Origin of the sequence: Prosthecobacter sp. (assembly GCF_044227185.1) — a bacterium.
GTDB lineage: Bacteria > Verrucomicrobiota > Verrucomicrobiia > Verrucomicrobiales > Verrucomicrobiaceae > Prosthecobacter.
Genome location: NZ_JBGAFO010000001.1, coordinates 1063068 through 1082574 on the forward strand (window position 1 = coordinate 1063068; position 19507 = coordinate 1082574).

9 protein-coding genes, 2 tRNA genes, 3 rRNA genes and 1 pseudogene are annotated in these 19507 nt (G+C 59.5%); 8 read left to right on the plus strand and 7 right to left on the minus strand.

Features of this window, described 5'->3' with window-relative positions; translation table 11 throughout:
- Positions 1-5: 5 nt before the first annotated feature.
- Together ACILSQ_RS04415 and ACILSQ_RS04420 are read right to left on the minus strand one after the other, a co-directional pair.
- Positions 6-1607 (minus strand): DHA2 family efflux MFS transporter permease subunit, encoded by a 1602-nt coding sequence (locus ACILSQ_RS04415; RefSeq protein ID WP_395742370.1) that lies wholly within the window; start codon positions 1605-1607, stop codon positions 6-8.
- Positions 1608-1630: 23 nt separating this feature from the next.
- The gene (locus tag ACILSQ_RS04420; RefSeq protein ID WP_395742371.1) at positions 1631-2767 is read right to left on the minus strand and encodes an HlyD family secretion protein; all 1137 of its coding nucleotides are present in this window, start codon (positions 2765-2767) and stop codon (positions 1631-1633) included.
- A 104-nt stretch (positions 2768-2871) separates the two neighbouring features.
- On the opposite strand from ACILSQ_RS04420, the gene ACILSQ_RS04425 reads away from it, so the two are divergent.
- Positions 2872-3795, plus strand: coding sequence for a LysR family transcriptional regulator (locus ACILSQ_RS04425; RefSeq protein ID WP_395742372.1), 924 nt, complete (start codon positions 2872-2874; stop codon positions 3793-3795).
- A gap of 392 nt (positions 3796-4187) precedes the next feature.
- On the opposite strand, the pseudogene acnA reads toward ACILSQ_RS04425, so the two are convergent.
- Positions 4188-6816, minus strand: a pseudogene (gene acnA, locus ACILSQ_RS04430) (aconitate hydratase AcnA).
- 1413 nt (positions 6817-8229) lie between these two features.
- Between acnA and ACILSQ_RS04435 the strand changes: the two are divergent.
- The 5 genes from ACILSQ_RS04435 to rrf all read left to right on the plus strand — a co-directional run bounded on the left by ACILSQ_RS04435 (position 8230) and on the right by rrf (position 13372).
- Positions 8230-9775: ribosomal RNA gene (locus ACILSQ_RS04435) — 16S ribosomal RNA — on the plus strand.
- 165 nt (positions 9776-9940) lie between these two features.
- Positions 9941-10016 (plus strand) — tRNA-Ala (locus tag ACILSQ_RS04440).
- A gap of 12 nt (positions 10017-10028) precedes the next feature.
- Positions 10029-10105: transfer RNA gene (locus tag ACILSQ_RS04445), tRNA-Ile, on the plus strand.
- Between the two features lie 176 nt (positions 10106-10281).
- Positions 10282-13125: ribosomal RNA gene (locus tag ACILSQ_RS04450) — 23S ribosomal RNA — on the plus strand.
- A gap of 131 nt (positions 13126-13256) precedes the next feature.
- Positions 13257-13372 (plus strand): 5S ribosomal RNA (gene rrf / locus ACILSQ_RS04455).
- Together the 16S, 23S and 5S rRNA genes with 2 tRNA genes alongside form the textbook arrangement of a ribosomal RNA operon.
- A 1063-nt stretch (positions 13373-14435) precedes the next feature.
- On the opposite strand, the gene ACILSQ_RS04460 is transcribed toward rrf, so the two are convergent.
- From ACILSQ_RS04460 to ACILSQ_RS04475, 4 genes are all read right to left on the minus strand, one after another.
- Complete coding sequence (locus ACILSQ_RS04460) at positions 14436-14951, minus strand: hypothetical protein (RefSeq protein ID WP_395742373.1); 516 nt, start codon at positions 14949-14951, stop codon at positions 14436-14438.
- On the minus strand, positions 14951-15592 hold the full coding sequence (locus ACILSQ_RS04465; RefSeq protein WP_395742374.1) for an anti-sigma factor family protein: 642 nt from the start codon (positions 15590-15592) through the stop codon (positions 14951-14953). Before ACILSQ_RS04465 ends, ACILSQ_RS04460 begins: the two co-directional genes overlap by 1 nt.
- Positions 15576-16187 (minus strand): sigma-70 family RNA polymerase sigma factor, encoded by a 612-nt coding sequence (locus ACILSQ_RS04470; protein WP_395742375.1) that lies wholly within the window; start codon positions 16185-16187, stop codon positions 15576-15578. Before ACILSQ_RS04470 ends, ACILSQ_RS04465 begins: the two co-directional genes overlap by 17 nt.
- A gap of 91 nt (positions 16188-16278) precedes the next feature.
- Positions 16279-16791 carry a LysM peptidoglycan-binding domain-containing protein gene (locus ACILSQ_RS04475; protein WP_395742376.1) on the minus strand — a complete coding sequence of 171 codons (513 nt, stop codon included), beginning with the start codon at positions 16789-16791 and terminating at the stop codon, positions 16279-16281.
- A gap of 229 nt (positions 16792-17020) precedes the next feature.
- Between ACILSQ_RS04475 and ACILSQ_RS04480 the strand changes: the two genes are divergently transcribed.
- Both ACILSQ_RS04480 and ACILSQ_RS04485 read left to right on the plus strand, forming a co-directional pair.
- Positions 17021-17872, plus strand: coding sequence for a sugar phosphate isomerase/epimerase family protein (locus tag ACILSQ_RS04480; protein ID WP_395742377.1), 852 nt, complete (start codon positions 17021-17023; stop codon positions 17870-17872).
- A 33-nt stretch (positions 17873-17905) separates the two neighbouring features.
- A complete protein-coding gene (locus tag ACILSQ_RS04485; protein ID WP_395742378.1) occupies positions 17906-19279 on the plus strand; it encodes a Gfo/Idh/MocA family protein in 1374 nt (457 codons plus the stop codon).
- Positions 19280-19507 lie beyond the last annotated feature (228 nt).

Consider the following 19507-nt stretch of genomic DNA (forward strand, 5'->3'; position numbering starts at 1 on the left):
GGGCCTCAATGCGCACCTGCCGCGCTGGATCCTGAGGTCTTCGTGCAGAGGAAGATGAGGGGGATCATGGCGAAGAGCAGCAGGCCGGCGACGTGGAAGCAGTCGTTGTAGGCGAGGATGAAGGCCTGCTTGCGCACGCTCATGTCGAGCAGGTGCAGAGCGCGGTCCTGCGCGCCGACGGCGTCGATGCCCTGGGAGATGAGGTTTTGCGTGATGGCAGCGAGGCGGTCGCGGGTGAGCGGATTGTAGAGGCTGACGGCTTCGCCGAGGTGGTGGGAGTGGAAGTGCTCGCGCTGGGTGAGGAGAGCGGAGAGTAGGGCGATGCCGACGGAGCCGCCGAGATTGCGCAGCATGTTGAACAGGCCGGAGGCGCTGGCGGCGTTTTGCGCCTCGATGCCGCCCGTGGTAATGAGGGAGAGGGGAACGATGATGCAGGTAAGGCCGAGGGCGCGGATGATCTGCGGCAGCACGAGCTGATCGTGCGCGGTGTCGGCGGTCATGCTGCTCATGAGCATGGCGCTGAGGCCAAACATGGCGAGGCCGAAGGCAACGATGGCGCGCTTGTCGAACCATTTCATCAACGTGGGCATGAAGGGCATGACGATGAGCTGGGGCAGACCCACCCACATCATGGTGGTGCCGATCTCCAGCGCATTGTACCCCTGGATCTGCGTGAGGTACACGGGCAGCAGGTACATGAAGCCGTAGAGGCAGAGGCCCAGGACGAGATTGACCAGACTGCCGAAGAAGAAATTCCGGCGGGCAAAGAGGCGGAGATTCACCACGGGGGTGATCTTTTTGCGCATCAACGCGATGAGCACAAACACGGGCAGGGTGATGGCGGCGATGATGGCAAGCCAGGTGATGAACTCGGAGCCGAACCAGTCTTCACGCGTGCCTTCCTCCAGAAAGACGGTGAGGGAGCCGAGGCCGAGAGCCATGAAGAGGATGCCCGCCCAGTCGCCCTGCTTCAGCATGGAGAGGCGCATGGGGGCGTCATCGAGGCCCCAGGCGATGGCGGAAACGAGCAGGATGCCGGGCACCAGATTGATGTAAAAGATCCAGGGCCAGGAATAGTTCTCGGTGATCCAGCCGCCGACGGTGGGGCCGATGGCGGGGGCAAACATGGCGCTGAGGCCGAAGAGGGCGAAGCCGACGGGCTGCTTGGACGCAGGGAGCTTGAGCAGCACCATGGTGGAGGCCATGGGGATGAGCGCGCCGCCGGTGAAGCCCTGCAGCGCGCGGAAGGCGATCATACTGGGCAGATTCCACGCGAAGCCGCAGCAGATGGAGAAGACGAGGAAGAGGAGGCTGTTCCAGATGAGGTAGCGGCGCATGCCGAAGACCTGGGCGAGCCAGCCGCAGAGCGGGATGACGACGATCTCCGGCACGAGGTAGGAGAGAGAAACCCAGGAGCCTTCATCGAGCGTGGCTCCGACGCCGCCGGTGATGTTTTGCAGGGAGGAATTGGAAATCTGGATGTCCAGCACCGCCATGAAGGCTCCGAGCAGCGAGCCCAGCACGGCGACCCAGTTCCGCAGGTTTTCGCGCGACGACGCTGCGGGCGCGTCTGCCAGCGGAGCGGAGAGGGTGAGGCTGGGGTTCATGGCGGTGTGAAGTGAAGGTTTTCTCAAGGGGCCACGCGCACGGTGGCGATGACGGAGAGCCCGGGGGAAAGCCGGGCGGCGAAGGCTTTGGCCTCGGCTTCATCCAGCAGGATCTTCACCGGGAGGCGCTGGACGATCTTGGTGAAGTTGCCGGTCGCGTTGTCGGGCGGCAGCAGGGTGAACTTGGCACCGGTACCGGGTGAGAAGCTGTCCACATGGCCGCTGAAGCGCCGGCCGTGGATGGCGTCGATCTCGATCTCCACGGACTGGCCGGGGCGCATGTGGGAGAGCTGGTTCTCTTTGAAGTTGGCGACGATCCAGTTGTCCGGAGAAACGATGGCGAGCAGGGCCTGGCCGGGCTGCACGTGCTGGCCGGTCTGCAGGGTGCGTTTGCCCACACGGCCTGCGTCTGGGGCGCGCAGGATGGTGTAGGAGAGCTGGAGGGCGGCGTCATCGAGAACGGCCTGGGCGTGGTCGCGGCCTGCCTTGGCTGCGGCCAGGTCTGCCTCGGCGGCGCGGACACCGGCACCGGAGGCCTCCTGAGAGGCGACAGCGGCGGTTTGATTGGCGGTGGCGGAGTCGAAGGCGGACTTGGCGCTGTCGAGATCCTGGCGTGAGATGGCGCGGCTTTCGTTGGTGAAGAGTTTCTCGGCGCGGTCGAAGTCGAGGCGGGCTTTTTCAAGCTGCGCGACAGTGACGGCCACCTTGGCGGTGGCTTCGCGACCCGCAGCCTGGGCGCGTGCCAGGGCTGCCTCGGCCTGGGGGATCTGCGCCGCAGCCTGTTCCAGGGCTGTCTTGGCAAAGGCGAGCTTCATTTCGTAGTCCCGGGGGTCGAGCTTGGCCAGCGGCTGGCCTTTGGTCACGATCTGGTTGTCCTCCACCAGGACTTCCAGGATGTCTCCGGTGATGCGGCTGCTGACGGGGTGGACGTCCGCCTCGATGAAGGCGTCGTCGGTTTCTTCAAACTTGGCGGCGTAGGCCAGCCAGGAGCTGAGTGCGAAGGCGGCTGCGGCCAGCAGGGGAATGCCGAGGAGCAGGAACTTGGCGCGGGGGCTCAGGGCGCGCCGGGGGGCGGCGGCCTGGGTGCGTGAGGGCGGCGGTGCTTCGTCGAATTCTATTTCGGGAGCGAGGGTCTTGGGGGCGAGTGCGAGGGTGCTCATGGCTTTCTCCGGTTTGATTTCGACCCCAGCTTCCCTCCGCGCAGGGGTGGCGAACATGACTTGTTTCCTTTGCGCGTTATAGCCAAAAGCTATAAGGTGGTGAGATGGAACTGCGTCACCTGCGCTACTTCGTTGCCGTCGCGGAAGCCCTGAGTTTCAGCCGTGCGGCCACGCGTTTGCGGCTGGCGCAGCCTTCGCTGAGCACGCAGATCCGGGACCTGGAAAATGAGCTGGGGCTGGAGCTGCTGGAGCGAAACCGCAACCGCGTGGCACTGACGGATGCGGGAGCGGTGTTTCTGAAGGAGGCGCGTGCCGTCCTCGCGCGGGCGGAAAAGGCCGTGGCACGTGCCAAGGAGGCTGCGGCAGGGACGACGGGCGAACTGCGTGTGGGCTCCATGGGGCCGCTGACCATCAGCTTTCTGCCGGCCTGCCTCACGCGCCTGCACGCAGCGCTGCCGAAGGCTCGGATCAGCGTGCAGGAGACGGGCCCCTCCGACCAACTGGCGCAGATCGCCGCAGGGCGTGTGCACATCGGATTTGTGCCGGGGATCTTTGCCAATCTCTCGGCGGCGAAGCGGCTGACGGTGAAGGAGATCCTGCGCAGCCCCCTGATCGTGCTGGTGTCTGAGCACCACCCGCTGGCCAAGCGCGGCACGGTGCGGCTGCGGGAACTGGAGGACGAGACCTTTCTGCACATCCTGATGTATGGCAGCGATGCGCAGCGCGTGTGGTCGCGGGAAATCTGCCGCAGCGTCGGGTTCTTGCCTCAGTTTGGCAATGCGGCCTCCAACGCGGAAAACCTGGTGACGATGGTCGCCGCGGGCGAAGGCGTGGCGCTGATCCCGAAGATCGCCGAGCGCACGGGCACGCCCGGCTGCGCGCCACTGCTGGTGATTGATGCAGGACTGCACTACAGCCTCTGCGCGGTGTATGATGAGGACTTCCCCTCCGCGCTGCGGGATGCGTTTCTGCGCATCGTGGAAGAGGAGGCGCGGAAGGTGGAGGAACTGGTGGGGGTGAAGGGCTGAGACCGAGGGAGTGGCTAAAAAGAAAGCTCAAGGACCTGCGAGGACATTCGAGGTGTGGAGGGTGGACTGGAGGGGCAATGATGCAGGTATCGGGGCATCGAGCAGCGGCTTTGGTAAACCCCTACCCAGCCTCTCCCCGAAGTAACCACTCAGCAATGAAGCTTGGGGCGGGGAGAGGAGATTCGCGTTGGGACGCCATCAAACTCAATCGGAGTTGCAACGCGTTACTCCTCTCCCCGTCGAGGGCGTGATTGGTTGCAAGCTCCTTCGGGGAGAGGCTGGGTGAGGGGCCTGTCCAAGCTTTCTTTCGCTGCGGCCTTGGCGCGCTAAAAAGAAGGCCCCAAGGACCTGAGGTCGCTTGGGGCCGTGGAGGGATGGAGACGGGCTACACGTTACGCATTCGCACGCAGGATCTGGGCGAGCACATACGGCAGGATGCCGCCGGCGCGGTAGTAGTCGATCTCGACGGGGGTGTCGATGCGGACGATGAAAGTTGCAGGGCAGGACGCCCATGCCGACGAGGTTGCTGCGGTGGATACGCTCAAAGGACTTGGTGATGACGGCTTTGACGCCGAGCAGACGCGTTCCTTTGGCGGCCCAGTCGCGGCTGGAGCCCATGCCGTAGTCTTCACCGCCGATGATGATGGAGGGCGTGCCAGCGGCCTTGTAGGCCTCGGCAGCGTCGTAGATGCTCATCTCGGTGCCAGCAGGCTGCAGGAGGGTGTCGCCACCTTCCTTGCCGCCGAGCATGAGGTTCTTGATGCGCACGTTGGCGAAGGTGCCGCGGGTCATCACCAGGTCATTGCCGCGGCGGCTGCCGTAGCTGTTGAAGTCGGCTTGGGTGACGCCGTGCTCCAGCAGGAAGCGGCCGGCAGGGCTGGCCTTCTTGATGGCACCGGCTGGGCTGATGTGGTCCGTGGTGACGCTGTCGCCGAAGATGCCGAGGGGGCGTGCGCCCTTGATCTCGGTGATGTCTCCGGGCGTCATGCTGAAGTCAGAGAAGAACGGCGGGTGCTGGATGTAGGTGGACTTGGCGTCCCACTCAAACACATCGCCCACGCTGCCCTTGATCTCGTTCCACTTCGGATTCTGCGAAGCGAAGTCGGTGTAGAGCTTGCGGAAGACGTCCGGGGAAAGCGCAGAGGCCATGGCGTCGCGCACTTCGCTGAGGGTGGGCCAGATGTCCTTCAGGTACACGCCGCTGCCGGGGATGAGCTCGTCCTTGCTGAGATCGATGTCGACGGTGCCGGCGATGGCGTAGGCCACCACGAGCGGAGGGCTCATGAGGAAGTTGGCCTTGATGCTCTGATGCACGCGGGCTTCGAAGTTGCGGTTGCCGGAGAGCACGCTGGCGGCCACGACATCCTGGCCTTTGACGACGTCTTCAATGCCAGCATCAAGAGGGCCGGAGTTGCCAATGCAGGTGGTGCAGCCGTAGCCGACTGTTTGGAAGCCGAGCTTGTCGAGCTCGGTCTGCAGGCCGGTTTTGGTGAGGTAGTCTGTGACCACGCGGCTGCCTGGGCCGAGGCTGGTTTTGACGGAAGGCTTCACCGTGAGGCCCTTCGCATTCGCCTTCTTCGCCAGGAGGCCGGCGGCGAGCATGACGCTCGGGTTGCTGGTATTGGTGCAGCTGGTGATGGCGGCGATGAGCACGCTGCCGTCTGTGATGCTGTCCTTGATGCCGCCTTTGGAATCGACGGTGACTTCATAGGAGGTCTTGTCAGACACCACGTCCACGCCAGCGGCGGCGCCGGTGACGTCGATGCCTTCAGCCTTCGGTGCGCCGAGGTGCTCGACCACCTGGGAGGCAGGAGCCTTGCCGAAGCCGCCGGCTTTCACATCGGCGACGAGGAGTTCGTTGAACTTGGATTTGAGCGCCGGAACTTCGATGCGGTCCTGCGGACGTTTCGGGCCGGAAACGCAGGGGACGACGGTGCTGAGGTCCATCTCCATTTCGGTGGTGAAATCGAGGGAGCCCTTCGCAGTCGGGATGCCCCACATGCCCTGCGCCTTGTAGTAATTGGTGACGGTGGTGCAAAGCTCCTCGCTGCGGCCGGTGCCGCGCAGGTAGGCGATGGTTTCTTCATCCACGCCGAAGAAGCCCATGGTGGCGCCATACTCAGGGGCCATGTTGGCGATCGTGGCACGGTCGGTCACAGGCAGGCTGACGGCGCCTGGGCCGTAGAATTCCACGAATTTACCCACGACGCCGAGCTTGCGCAGCTTCTGGGTGACTTCGAGCACGAGGTCCGTGGCGGTGACGCCCTCTTTAAGAGAGCCGGTGAGGTAAACGCCCACGACTTCGGGAACGAGGAAGGTCACCGGCTGGCCGAGCATGCCGGCTTCCGCCTCAATGCCGCCCACGCCCCAGCCGACGACGCCGAGGCCGTTGATCATGGTGGTGTGGGAGTCTGTGCCAACGAGGGAATCCGGATAATAGACACCGTCTTTTTCGAGCACGCCCTTGGCGAGGTATTCGAGATTCACTTGGTGCACGATGCCGATGCCGGGAGGGACGACCTTGAAGGTGTCGAAGGCCTGCTCACCCCACTTGAGGAACTGATAGCGCTCCTTGTTGCGCTCAAACTCGAGCTCGAGGTTCTGATTCAGCGCGGCCTGGGTGCCGGCGAAGTCCACCTGCACGCTGTGGTCCACGACGAGATCGACGGGTACGAGGGGCTCGACCATCTTCGGGTTTCTGCCGAGTTCTTTGACCTTCGTGCGCATGGTGGCGAGGTCCACCAGGAGAGGCACGCCGGTGAAGTCCTGCAGCACGATGCGGGCAACGGTGAAGGGGATCTCGTATTCACCGGGGGCCTTGGCGTTCCAGTTGGCCAGGTTTTTGACATCGGCCTCGGTGACCTTCTTGCCGTCCAGATTGCGCAGCAGGGACTCCAGCACGATGCGGATGGAGACGGGCAGGCGGGAAACTTTGCCGATGCCGGCGGTCTCCAATGCGGGGAGGGAGTAGTACTTGCCGGGGGCGCCGGAACCTGTGGTGAAGGTAAGGGGGGTGTTCATTGGGATGAGTAGCGGGACACGAAATAGCAAGCCTAGCAGGAATGACACCCTTTTTTTGACCGTCCTTATATAGGGAGCCGCCGGCTGACCGACGATGCGCGGCCCCAGCCCAGGACATTGGGGGGCTGGTGGGTGGCTGCGGCGGGAATCGATGTGCCGACCTCTAGCTCTATATAGGATGAGCGTGAGGGGGCGACGAGACCCGAGACGAAAAATGCTTCGGACGCGCGTTTCGGTTCGCTGCTGGCTGGGGGGCGACGCGGGGATCTCTTATCAAAGAAGGATTTTGATGGGATCCCAATTTTCCGCCGCGGGGATCCATGGGGCCTTCGCATCCCAGGAACCGCCGAGTGGATGAATCCAAGAGGGACCCGAGAAACAAAATCGGCCGCGCGATTCGGCCCGCTGCGGATGAAGAGGAGGATGCGGTAGAATCACACCCAACGAACAAAGCGTGAGACTCCAAAGCGCGATGAGTGAACCGCTGACGAGCACTGGAGAAGCGTTTGGTTTCGTTTCGTTCGAGAGCGGCAGACATGGGAGAGGAGTTCGTGACGTGTGATGTGAAGCCCCGAATACGCTGAGCTTCAGCGGGTGATAATCACCGGCGTGCAATGACTGAGATGTGAGGCCGCGGAAGCAGAGGCCATGCGTGTTGTGTGATGAATGCGTGGCATGCGAGCATGCATGCACGCAGGGAAAGAGGTTCCTTGAATGTGCGATGAGAACGCTTTGCGGCAGTTCACGCTTTTGCTTTCGCGAAGGAGAGAAGGGCGCTTCAAACAGAGAGCGACGGGATCATTCACTGGAGAAGTAAGCACGTCACGACACGTGGTGATGCATGAACGTGCATGCGCTGCGTGCGCAGAGAAGCGGAAGCCTTTGCGCGGCGAAGATGATCTCTGAAGAAGTGCGGCGAAGGCAAAGCGCAATCATCCAGGACATCACTGCATGCGAGACGGGTGCGTCGAGGAGATGAATCACGAAGGGCTTTGCATCAAAAAGACGAGGTGATTAACACCTGAGAATTTGCGGCCGGCTGCAAGCGAGGAAACGTGAATCGTCAAGCGGCGTGTGGCGAAAAAATGGGGTGCGCGAAGAAGGCGAAATCAGGAAAAATGAAAAAAAGATCAAAATGATGTTGCGCGGAGTCGGAGTTGTACTAACCTGTCAATCCGCCAGCGAAAAACGGCGGCTGAGAAAAGGAAGCGCGAGACGCACAAAGCGGCTCACACTTCCGGAAATCAGAAACGATCTTTTAGAAAACACAGAAGCGGCAAAGTGAGGTGAAAACCGAGCGATGCTGCTAGAAAACAAAAGGCTAAATTGTGCGCTGCGCGAATAAGTGCGCAGGTGTCTGTGGTTTAAACAGACACAGTCAATTTGGCTGACTTAAAAAGTCAGCACCAATATTTTTTGGAGAGTTTGATTCTGGCTCAGAACGAACGCTGGCGGCGTGGATAAGACATGCAAGTCGAACGGGATCATTGAGGTAGCAATATCGCGATGGTCTAGTGGCGAACGGGTGCGTAACACGTGGATACATTCCGGAAAGCGGGGGATAGCCCAGGGAAACTTGGATTAATACCGCATGTGGTCGAGAGACTAAAGACGGGGACCGCAAGGCCCGTCACTTTCCGATTGGTCCGCGGCCTATCAGCTAGTTGGCGGGGTAAAAGCCCACCAAGGCTACGACGGGTAGCTGGTCTTAGAGGACGACCAGCCACACTGGAACTGAGACACGGTCCAGACACCTACGGGTGGCAGCAGTCGAGAATCTTTCACAATGGGGGCAACCCTGATGGAGCGACGCCGCGTGGAGGATAAGGTCTTCGGATTGTAAACTCCTGTCATGTGAGAACAAGGTTGCGGTGCTAATAGTATTGCAAATTGATGGTATCACAAGAGGAAGAGACGGCTAACTCTGTGCCAGCAGCCGCGGTAATACAGAGGTCTCAAGCGTTGTTCGGAATCACTGGGCGTAAAGGGTGCGTAGGTGGCGTGGTAAGTCAGATGTGAAAGCCCGGGGCTCAACCTCGGAATTGCATCCGATACTACCATGCTAGAGTACTGAAGAGGTGACTAGAATTCTCGGTGTAGCAGTGAAATGCGTAGATATCGAGAGGAATACCAACGGCGAAGGCAGGTCACTGGGCAGTTACTGACACTGAGGCACGAAGGCCAGGGGAGCAAACGGGATTAGATACCCCGGTAGTCCTGGCAGTAAACGGTGCACGTTTGGTGTGGGCGCAATCGACCGCGTCCGCGCCGGAGCTAACGCGTTAAACGTGCCGCCTGGGAAGTACGGTCGCAAGATTAAAACTCAAAGAAATTGACGGGGACCCGCACAAGCGGTGGAGTATGTGGCTTAATTCGATGCAACGCGAAGAACCTTACCTGGTCTTGACATGCATTGTGTCTCCGGTGAAAGCCGGATAGGGTAGCAATACCCGCTTTGCACAGGTGCTGCATGGCTGTCGTCAGCTCGTGTCGTGAGATGTTGGGTTAAGTCCCGCAACGAGCGCAACCCCTGTGATTTGTTGCCACCCGGTTTACCGGAGCACTCGAATCAGACTGCCTCGATCAACGAGGAGGAAGGTGGGGATGACGTCAAGTCCGTATGGCCCTTACGACCAGGGCTGCACACGTACTACAATGCCCAGTACAATGTGAACCGAGACCGCGAGGTGGAGGAAATCAATAAAACTGGGCTCAGTTCAGATTGGAGTCTGCAACTCGACTCCATGAAGCTGGAATCGCTAGTAATGGTACATCAGCTACGGTACCGTGAATACGTTCCCGGGTCTTGTACACACCGCCCGTCACATCATGGAAGCTGGTTTCGCCCGAAGTGCATGCGCCAACCGCAAGGAGGCAGTGCCCTAAGGCAAGACTGGTGACTGGGATGAAGTCGTAACAAGGTAGCCGTAGGGGAACCTGCGGCTGGATCACCTCCTTTCTATGGAGAATTGTCCTGGGGCTCACACCTCAAATATGGACAAGGTCGACGCTTCACCTTCGAAAGAAGGCAGCGTGCGAATGATGAAAATCACCGCAAAACCTTTTACTGCGCGCCACTAGCCGCAGCGTACAATTTAGTCTTTTTGTTTTCTGTGCCTTGAGCGGGGGTTTAGCTCAGTTGGTAGAGCGCTAGCTTTGCAAGCTTGATGTCAGGAGTTCGAGTCTCCTAACCTCCACCATCAATGATCAGCGGGCATGTAGCTCAGTTGGTTAGAGCACCGCCTTGATAAGGCGGGGGTCACTGGTTCGAGTCCAGTCCTGCCCACCATTCATCACGCACTTCTGTTTTTTGGGATTCTTGTTCTTTGACAACTGTATATAGGGTAGAAAACAATTCAATTGAGCCCTCTTGGGAACCAAGAGAGGTTATCGAAAGATAGTTAGATAGAATCAGGCGAAAACATTTCGGCGGGCGCAAGCCCGTCATCGAAATGGTTTTTAACAATGTAAGATTTATAGGGTATGTAGTGAATGCCTTGGCACTAGCAGGCGATGAAGGACGTGGTAAGCTGCGATAAGCTTCGGATAGCCGCAAGCAGGCGCTTTAATCCGGAGATCTCCGAATGGGATAACCTGTGATGATTCATCTCATCACGTGACGCTCTGAATACATAGGAGCGTCGACGCAACACCGCCCGAAGTGAAACATCTCAGTAAGGCGAGGAAAAGAAAGCGAATGCGATTCCGTCAGTAGTGGCGAACGAAAGCGGACCAGCCTAAACCGGAAGTTTACTTCCGGGGTTCGGGGCCCGATGTGGTAGTTGAACAGTTAGGTGAAGCGAATGGAAAATCGCTCCAAAGAGGGTGAGAGGCCCGTAACCGAAAACTCGACAACGCCTAGGGATTCCCAGAGTAACACGATCCACGTGGCATTTCGTGTGAACATGTGCCGACCACGGCATAAGGCTAAATACTAGCTAGTGACCGACAGTGAACAAGTACCGCGAGGGAAAGGTGAAAAGAACCGCCGTGAGCGGAGTGAAATAGTACCTGAAACCACATACCTACAAGGTGTCAGAGCCGGCTTGTCCGGTGATGGCGTGCCTTTTGCAAAATGAGTCTGCGAGTCAGTCTGTGTGGCAAGCCTAAGTCCTTCTGGGACGGAGGCGGAGCGAAAGCGAGTCCGAACAGGGCGACAAGTCGCACGGGCTGAACCCGAAGCGGAGGCGATCTACCCATGGCCAGGTTGAAGCGTTGGTAATACGACGTGGAGGACCGAACTGGTGAACCTTGAGACGTTCTCGGATGAGCTGTGGGTAGGAGTGAAAGGCTAATCAAGCCCCGTAATAGCTGGTTCTCCCCGAAATGTATTTAGGTGCAGCGTCATGCGCTGATCGAGGGGGGTAGAGCACTGAATGAGCTAGGGGGCACACCCGCCTACCAAACTCAATCAAACTCCGAATACCCTCGAATGTAGCATGGCAGTAAGACAGTGGGGGATAAGCTTCATTGTCGAAAGGGAAACAGCCCAGCCCTGCAGCTAAGGTGCCTAAATGCCGCTAAGTGGAAAGGAGGTGAGATTTCATTGACAGTGAGGATGTTGGCTTAGAAGCAGCCACCATTTAAACAGTGCGTAATAGCTGACTCATCGAGAGATCTCGCGCCGAAAATGATTGGCGATAAGCGGCATACCGAAGCTCTGGATTGTATCAGCTACGGTTGATGCAGTGGTAGGGGAGCGTTCTGTGAGCGTCGAAGCGTTAAGGCGACTGACCGTGGAGTTCACAGAAGTGAGGATGCAGACATAAGTAACGTTAAGGGCGGTGAAATCCCGCCCCGCCGTAAACCCAAGGTTTCCTGGGCAACGATATTCGTCCCAGGGTTAGTCGGGAGCTAAGTCAAGGCCGTATGGCGTCGGCGATGCACATTGGGTTAATATTCCCAAACCGGCTATGGTTAAACCACACGTGCGTGGAAATTGAGAAAGCATGCCGGCTGAAAGTGGCAGAAGGAGGCGGGGTTTCCCAAATCCGGTCTTTTGATCCGACCACCGAGAAAAGCGTTGTGGCCCTTTCCATGGCCGCCCGTACCGCAAACCGACACAGGTGGGTGGGTAGAATATACCAAGGCGAAAGAGTGAAACCTCGTTAAGGAACTCTGCAATCTAGTCCCGTAACTTCGGAAGAAGGGATGCCCTCCTCGGAGGGTCGCAGTGAAAGGGGACAACCGACTGTTTATCAAAAACACAGCATTGTGCCAAGACGAAAGTCCAAGTATACGATGTGACACGTGACCAATGCGGAAAGATTAAGGCAAGGGGTTAGCCGCAAGGCAAAGCTCTGAACCTAAGTCCCCGTGAATGTCGGCCGTAACTATAACGGTCCTAAGGTAGCGAAATTCCTTGTCGGGTAAGTTCCGACCTGCACGAATCGTGTAACGAGTTGTCCGCTGTCTCAACGAGGGGCTCAGTGAAATTGTATTAGCAGTGAAGATGCTGCTTACCCGCAGAAGGACGGAAAGACCCTATGCACCTTAACTGTAAGCTGTCACTGGTCGTTTGGTTTCCATGCTTAGCGTAAGTGGGAGACTTTGAAGCGTAACTTTCGGGTTACGCTGAGTCGTCAATGAAACACCACCCTTGGGTATTGAACGATCTAACCGCAGTCCATGAATCTGGATGTGGGACCATGTCAGCCGGTCAGTTTTACTGGGGCGGTATCCTCCCAAAGAGTAACGGAGGAGCGCGAAGGTTGGCTCAGCGTGGTTGGTAATCACGTGTTGAGTGCATTGGCATAAGCCAGCCTAACTGTGAGACCTACAAGTCGAACAGATGCGAAAGCAGGCCAAAGTGATCCGGTGGTTTAATGTGGAATTGCCATCGCTTAACGGACAAAAGGTACGCTAGGGATAACAGGCTGATTTCATCCAAGAGTTCATATCGACGATGAAGTTTGGCACCTCGATGTCGGCTCGTCGCATCCTGGGGCTGGAGAAGGTCCCAAGGGTCCGGCTGTTCGCCGGTTAAAGCGGCACGCGAGCTGGGTTCAGAACGTCGCGAGACAGTTCGGTCCTCTATCCTCTGTGGGCGCAGGAAAGTTGAGGGGTTCAATTCCTAGTACGAGAGGACCGGAATTGACGCACCTCTGGTGTTCCAGTTGTTCTGTCAAGAGCATCGCTGGGCAGCTATGTGCGGAAGGGATAAGCGCTGAAAGCATCTAAGTGCCAAGCCCATCCCAAGATAAGCTTTCCCTGAAGGATCGTGGAAGACTACCACGTTGATAGGCCACGGGTGCAAGCGCAGTAATGCGTTCAGCTTAGTGGTACTAATCATCCGTTTGTCTTACATTGTTCCATTTCAAACTGAAGCCTGGTTCCAAGGCTCAAAAGAATTTGATTCTCCCTATATGCAGTTGTCAGAGAACACTCCCTGAAGTGTCTCCAGACACTCGGTTCATTGCCTCACGGCATATGGGCCGCAGTCTGGTGACCATGGCACAGTGGTACCACCCGTTCCCATTCCGAACACGGAAGTGAAACGCTGTTGCGCCGATGATAGTATGGCGAAAGGCTATGCGAAAGTAGGACGTTGCCAGATTAAACATCACCCCGCATCCCCTCAAAAGGATGCGGGGTTTTTTGTTTGCGCGGCAGACCCGGAAGGCCGAGGCGGAGATCGCGGGGGCAGTGTGGACGTAAGGCGTTTCAGACACCCACGGCTTTTGGCTGGCTGGCAAAATGAACGAGGAAAGATCCGAAGCCTGGAGGTGCCGCTCTCGGTGCGACGGCTCCCTGAGTGGCAAATCAGCCAGGCATCTTTGGGTTTCTGTCGAGCGCTTGCGCAGTGGAGATGGATGAAACGGAGGATTTGCGTTGAGGCGGGCGCCCTCAGATGGCGAAAAAAGGGAGCCGCCCCCTCACTCCGACCCTTTGACGCACGACCTTCGCACTCCGGACTGCCTGTGGCAGTCCACTTCCGCCGCGCTCCAGTTTCCCCGAAGGGGAAAATTTGTCGCTCCGGTTTGACGGGGCTGAGAAGGGGGCGCGTTTGATGCCTTGGATTTTATTCGGACGCGCGGCCTCCTAACGTGGTGCACCTGAGCATGGCACTGCATCGTGAGTGCAAGAGCGGTGAAAGCGGGCCGCGGACATCCTTTCCGTGATGGTCGCCCGCATGCTGGTGCTTGTTGCAACTCCTTGTCTCGGAGGGCGCGGAGCGCTGCGCGGGGCGGGTCTTTCTTTTGCACCCCCGGACAAACGCCGGCGTTCCTCCCTGCAGACTCTTTCCACCACGGGTTGTTGAAAACCGGTCTGTTTTAAACAGATGGCGTTGTGCTTGGGAATGCAGATGCTGGCGTTGTTCTCGCGTTTCCGGAGATTTATTTCAAACAGGGTGGTGCCTGGCGGATCGCAGGACGGCTGTGGCGAAAGCCGTCCGTCTGTCAGTGTAGTGTGCGGCAAACACGATGGCGGACAAACGCCCCTGCGGTCGGACGGTTGGCGTAACCCTTCGGTGAGGGGCAGCAGCCCCGACGTCCAACACATCCAACCTACGGCCGAGGCGCCACGTTGTTCGAGGGCAACGTCAACGGTGCAAACTTCTTCAGGGACACTGCGGTCAAAGAGCCTGAGGACAGGCCTGTTTTCAATGAAGCGTGGTATTATTTCCGCTCCAAAAACAGCACGAAAATCAGCCGGCCGTCTTTCCAGGGGGGGCCGCCGATGAAGAGGGGGCTGTCTTTGCGGAGGACGGCGTCGCTTTTCACCAGGACCTGGTGCTGGTGCCAGACTTGCAGGTGCAGGTTTACACCGTCCTTGACGCCATCTTTGGTGGCAGGCCCTTTGGAGTCGATCTTCATGAACAGGTCCCGGGAGGGAACGACCCAGGATTCGTATTCGCGAAAGATGTCCTGGCGGTGCTGCCCGAGGATCTCGAAGTGCTTGTAGGGAAACACTTTGCCCAGGCGCTCGTGGAGCTTGGGCAGGTCGGCGTGGGCCTCTTCCTTGGCGCCGGTCAGCTTGGAGGCATCATTGGTGGCAAAAATGAGCGCGCCCCACACATGGCCGTCCGTCGCGTGCTTGGCGGCAGTGATGACGGGCGGGGGGGCTTCCTGCCCCTGAGCGGCGGGGAGCGCCGCGCAGAGAAGGAGATAGAGCGCTGACAGAAGCCGTTTCATCAGCGGGAAGAGAGCAGCGGATTGCCGCGGGAATCGCGGGAGACCATGAGCACTGGGGCGCCGTGCGCGTCATACATGGTGGTGGAGGCAAATTCCGGCACCAGCTCACTGCGCTGAATGTTCAGGCCGGAGATTTCGCGATCCGCCGGGACGGCATCGAGGCCGTCCAGCATCAGCACGGTGGCACCCGCATCGCTGTCATGGTAGGTGCGCGCCTGCACTTGGGTGTTGGGGGTGTAGGAGCTCAGAATCATGCTCTCAGAGGCATCGCTGGCATCCGGACGAAGAAAGATGACGCCCAGCACGGCGAGGGCCGCGGTGCCGGCGAGAGCGAACCACGGCTGGCGCAGCCACTGGAGCATGGCGCTCCAGCTCGTGGCAGCGTGCTTTGAGCGGGCTTCATCCAGGGCCATCTGGGTGATGCGCACTCCGATCTGAGTATTGAAATAATCGGCGTGCGGGACCCGCATCTCGGCGGGAAGGTGGGCGCGCAGGCTGGCGCTGAGGGCGCGCATGTTCCGGGCTTCTGTGGCGAGCGCGTCGTCCCCTTGGAGGCGTTCCTCAAAGGCGGTGCGTTCGGCGTCGTTCATCTCCCCATCCACCCAGCGGATGAGGTCGTGTTCTTCAGTGGGCTGTTTCATAAACGTCGTGGAGTTGTTCCTGAAGTTTTTTGCGGGCGTAAAAGAGGCGGGACATCACCGTGCCCAGGGAACAGGGAATCAGGGCGGCGATTTCTTCGTAGGCGAGGCCTTCGACCTCGCGCAGGACGATGACCTGACGGTGTTCGGGCGAGAGTCTGGCGATGGCGTCCTGGATGCGCTGGCCGAGCTCGGCATTGCGCAGGGCGGTGTCCGGGGCGGGATCGCCCTTTGGCGTGGCTTCCGCGCCGGCGGCCACGCGGTGCTCGCTGCGTTCATCGTCAAACTCGCCGTCTCCCTGGATTTTCTTTTTCCGCAGCCAGTCGTAGCTCACATTGTGGGCGATGCGGTAGAGCCAGGTGTAGAATCCCGCATCATGCTTGAACGTGGGCAGGGCGCGCCAGGCCTTGATGAAGGCCTCCTGAGCGAGGTCCCAGGCTTCGGTTTCGTTCTGGATGAGGTGATAGGTCATGGCGTAGATCCTCCCACGGTAGCGCGTGACGAGGGCGTCAAAGGCGCGCGTGTCGCCTGCCTGGCTGCGCTTGACCAAGTCGAGGTCTGAGACTTCGCCAGGGTCAGTCGAGGCTGAGGCAGGCATGGATTTTATTGGCAGAGGATTGACGGCTTTGACTGGGGGAAAATTCAGGTCGAAGCACGTTTTGGAGCCAAAAAATGCGTCGAACGTTGAATCAGGGGATCTTCAGGCTCTGCCCAGGGCGGATCAGGTCACCGCTGATGCCGTTGGCAGCCCTGATTTTGGCCACGGAAGTCCCCTTTTTCCGGGCGATGGCGGAGAGGGTGTCACCCTTGGCCACGGTGTACCGGGAGCCGGAGGACTTTTTGGCCGTCGTCTTGGATTTGGAGGAGGTGGGCTTCTTTTTGGCTGAGCTGCTGGAGGCCACGGTCTTTTTAGGTGTGGAGGAGCTCATGCCGGAGGGAGCCGGCTTCTTGGAACCGCCGAAGGAATAGGGGTCGGCAGGCGCCTGGGGCTCGGAAGGAAAGGAGGAAGGAGCGGGCGGGGTCTGGTACTTCGGCGTGCTGGAGGCGTAGCCGGTCTGGCCCGGGTAGGGATTGTAGTGACCGTCGCTGCCGTAGTTCGAGGCGTAGGGGTCACTGCTGCTGCTGCCGGACTTCTTCATGTTTTCACAGGAAGCCAGGGCGAGGCAGGTGAAGGACAGCGCGAGGAGACGATGGGCAGTCATGATGAGTAGGGATTCAACCGGCAGATACGCTTGAGGTACAAACCTACGCACTAATGAAATCAGGCGCATCCTTTTCAATGCTTAATTTGCCGGCGGTGCGCCTGCCTTGTGAATTCCTGAGGTTCCCCGCAACAGCGGCGGCCGGCGGGGCGTTGTGCCAGGGTAGGGAAATCTTGCGACAGAGACCTTGCCAATCCGCCCGCCACTCCCTAGCTTCGTGCCCCACCCCATGAAAATCGGATTCAATCTCCTGCTCTATTCCGGCCACGTCACCGAGGCGAACTATCCAGTCATCGAAAAACTCAAGGCCACCGGTTATGACGGGGTCGAGATCCCGATTTTCGACGTCAGCAATCCGGCCCACTTCAAAGGCGTGGGCCAGGTGCTGAAAGACAATGGCCTGGAGTGCACGGCGGTGACGGTGCTGCCGGACGAGGCGCACAATGCCATCAGCCCCGTGGCGGCGAACCGCCAGGGAGCCATTGATCACCTCAAGCGTGTGATCGAGTGCGCGCACAATGCCGGTGTGCAGACGCTGTGCGGACCTTATTACCAGGTGCTGGGCCAGTTCACCGGAGCCTTCCCGACCGAGACGGAACTCGCCGGCGCCGCAGAGGTGCACCGCGCCATCGCCCCAGTGGCGCAGGCTGCGGGTGTGAAGTGCGCCATCGAAGCCCTGAACCGCTTTGAAGCTCATCTGCTCAACACCATGGAGCAGGCCGCCGCTTACGTGAAGCGGGTGGACCATCCGAACTTTGGCACGATGTACGACACCTTCCACGCCAACATCGAGGAGAAGAATCCGCTGGCGGCCATCGACACCGTGTTTGCCTCCGGCAAGCTCAACCATGTGCACATTTCTGAAAACGACCGCGGCACGCCGGGCCGGGGCCACATCAACATCGTGGAGCAGATCAAGCACCTGAAGAAAATCGGCTACAACGGCTGGATGACCATCGAGGCCTTTGGCAGCGCGCTGCCGGATCTCGCCGCGGCCACCCGTGTCTGGCGCGACTTCTTCCCCAGCACCGAGCAGGTCTATACCGAAGGCTTCGCCCTCATCAAAAACGCACTCGCCTGATTTTAGGTTACGTCCATCTTATCCATTCATCCCATGAACACACCGACCACCACCCCCGCTGCGGCCACTTCCCGCCGTCAGTTTATCGGCACCACTGCCGCCGCCAGCGCCCTCACCGTCGCCCAGTCTGCCTGGGCAGCCGGCAGCGATGAAATCAAAATCGGCCTCATCGGCTGCGGCGGTCGTGGCACCGGCGCCGCCAACCAGGCCCTCAGCACGGGCCAGCAGGGCGTGACCCTGCACGCCGTGGCAGACGCCTTCAAAGAAAAGACTGACAAAGCCCTGAGCGGCTTGCGCGACAAAAACCCTGACAAGGTCAAGGTGGACGACTCCCGCAACTTTGTCGGCATGGACGCCTACAAGAAAGTCATCGACTGCTGCGACCTCGTCATCCTCACCACACCTCCCGGCTTCCGTCCCTACCACTTCGAAGCCGCGGTGAACGCCGGCAAGAACATCTTCATGGAAAAGCCCGTGGCCGTGGACTCCCCCGGCGTGCGCAAGGTGCTGGAGATGGCCAAGGTGGCGGACGAAAAGAACCTCAAGGTGGTCGTGGGCCTGCAGCGCCGCTACCAGAACTGCTACAAGGAAGCCCTCACGCAGGTGAAAGAGCAGGGCATCATTGGCGACATCGTCTCCGGCCAGGTGTACTGGGATGGCGGTGGCATCTGGTTCCGCGACAAGCTTCCAGGCCAGAGCGAGCTGATGTACCAGATCAACAACTGGTACTTCTTCACCTGGCTGTGCGGCGACCACATCAATGAGCAGCACATCCACAACATCGACGTGGCGAACTGGTTCATCGGCGGCCACCCCGTCAGCGCCCAGGGCATGGGCGGCCGTATGCAGCGCGTGGACAAGAAATTCGGCCAGATCTATGACCACCACTACGTGGAGTACACCTATGAAAACGGTGTGCGCATCAACAGCCAGTGCCGCCATCAGTCCGGCGTGAGCAATGCGGTGCGTGAGGAGTTCACCGGCACCAAAGGAAAGATCTACCTGGACAACGGCGGCCGCTGCTACGCCGTTGACCACAAGGGCAACACCATCTGGAAGTACCGCCCCGGCGGCAAGGACCCCGCGGCCGCGGGCAAAGGCGGCGCCAAGAAGCTGGATCCGGATCCCTATCAGACCGAGCATGACACCCTGCAGGCCGCCATCCGCGAGAACAAGCCGCTGAACAACGCCTACTACGGTGCCGAGTCCACCATGACAGCCGTCATGGGCCGCATGGCCACCTACTCCGGCAAGGAGCTGAAGTGGGACGATGTGCTGAATTCCAAGGTGCAGCACATGCCGAACATCATCACCCCAGAGTCCGAGCCTCCGGTGAAGCCGGACGCCGACGGCTGGTACCCCATCGCCATCCCGGGCAAGGACATCCCCGGCGCGCCGGTGGTGTGAGGCGCTGACGATATAACGTAAAGTCTCCGGCCCCGGTTACAGTGGATGTAGCCGGGGCCTTTTTTGTAGCCGGAGAATGACTAAACCAGAATGAGGAATCAATGTCGTTAAGTTAAGCGGGTCACAACATTTTATAAGCTGAAGGAGGCATGCGTTTTGGCCTTTTAGGCCGAGGCAGGGAACGGTTGGGGCGTATCAGGCACTGTGCTCGTCTGAAGCAGGCGTTGA

Coding starts and splice junctions, on each gene's coding strand:
- ACILSQ_RS04415 (WP_395742370.1), bottom strand. CDS start 1,607: ATGAACCCCAGCCTCACCCTCTCCGCTCCGCTGGCAGACGCGCCCGCA.
- ACILSQ_RS04420 (WP_395742371.1), bottom strand. CDS start 2,767: ATGAGCACCCTCGCACTCGCCCCCAAGACCCTCGCTCCCGAAATAGAA.
- ACILSQ_RS04425 (WP_395742372.1), top strand. CDS start 2,872: ATGGAACTGCGTCACCTGCGCTACTTCGTTGCCGTCGCGGAAGCCCTG.
- ACILSQ_RS04460 (WP_395742373.1), bottom strand. CDS start 14,951: ATGAAACGGCTTCTGTCAGCGCTCTATCTCCTTCTCTGCGCGGCGCTC.
- ACILSQ_RS04465 (WP_395742374.1), bottom strand. CDS start 15,592: ATGAAACAGCCCACTGAAGAACACGACCTCATCCGCTGGGTGGATGGG.
- ACILSQ_RS04470 (WP_395742375.1), bottom strand. CDS start 16,187: ATGCCTGCCTCAGCCTCGACTGACCCTGGCGAAGTCTCAGACCTCGAC.
- ACILSQ_RS04475 (WP_395742376.1), bottom strand. CDS start 16,791: ATGACTGCCCATCGTCTCCTCGCGCTGTCCTTCACCTGCCTCGCCCTG.
- ACILSQ_RS04480 (WP_395742377.1), top strand. CDS start 17,021: ATGAAAATCGGATTCAATCTCCTGCTCTATTCCGGCCACGTCACCGAG.
- ACILSQ_RS04485 (WP_395742378.1), top strand. CDS start 17,906: ATGAACACACCGACCACCACCCCCGCTGCGGCCACTTCCCGCCGTCAG.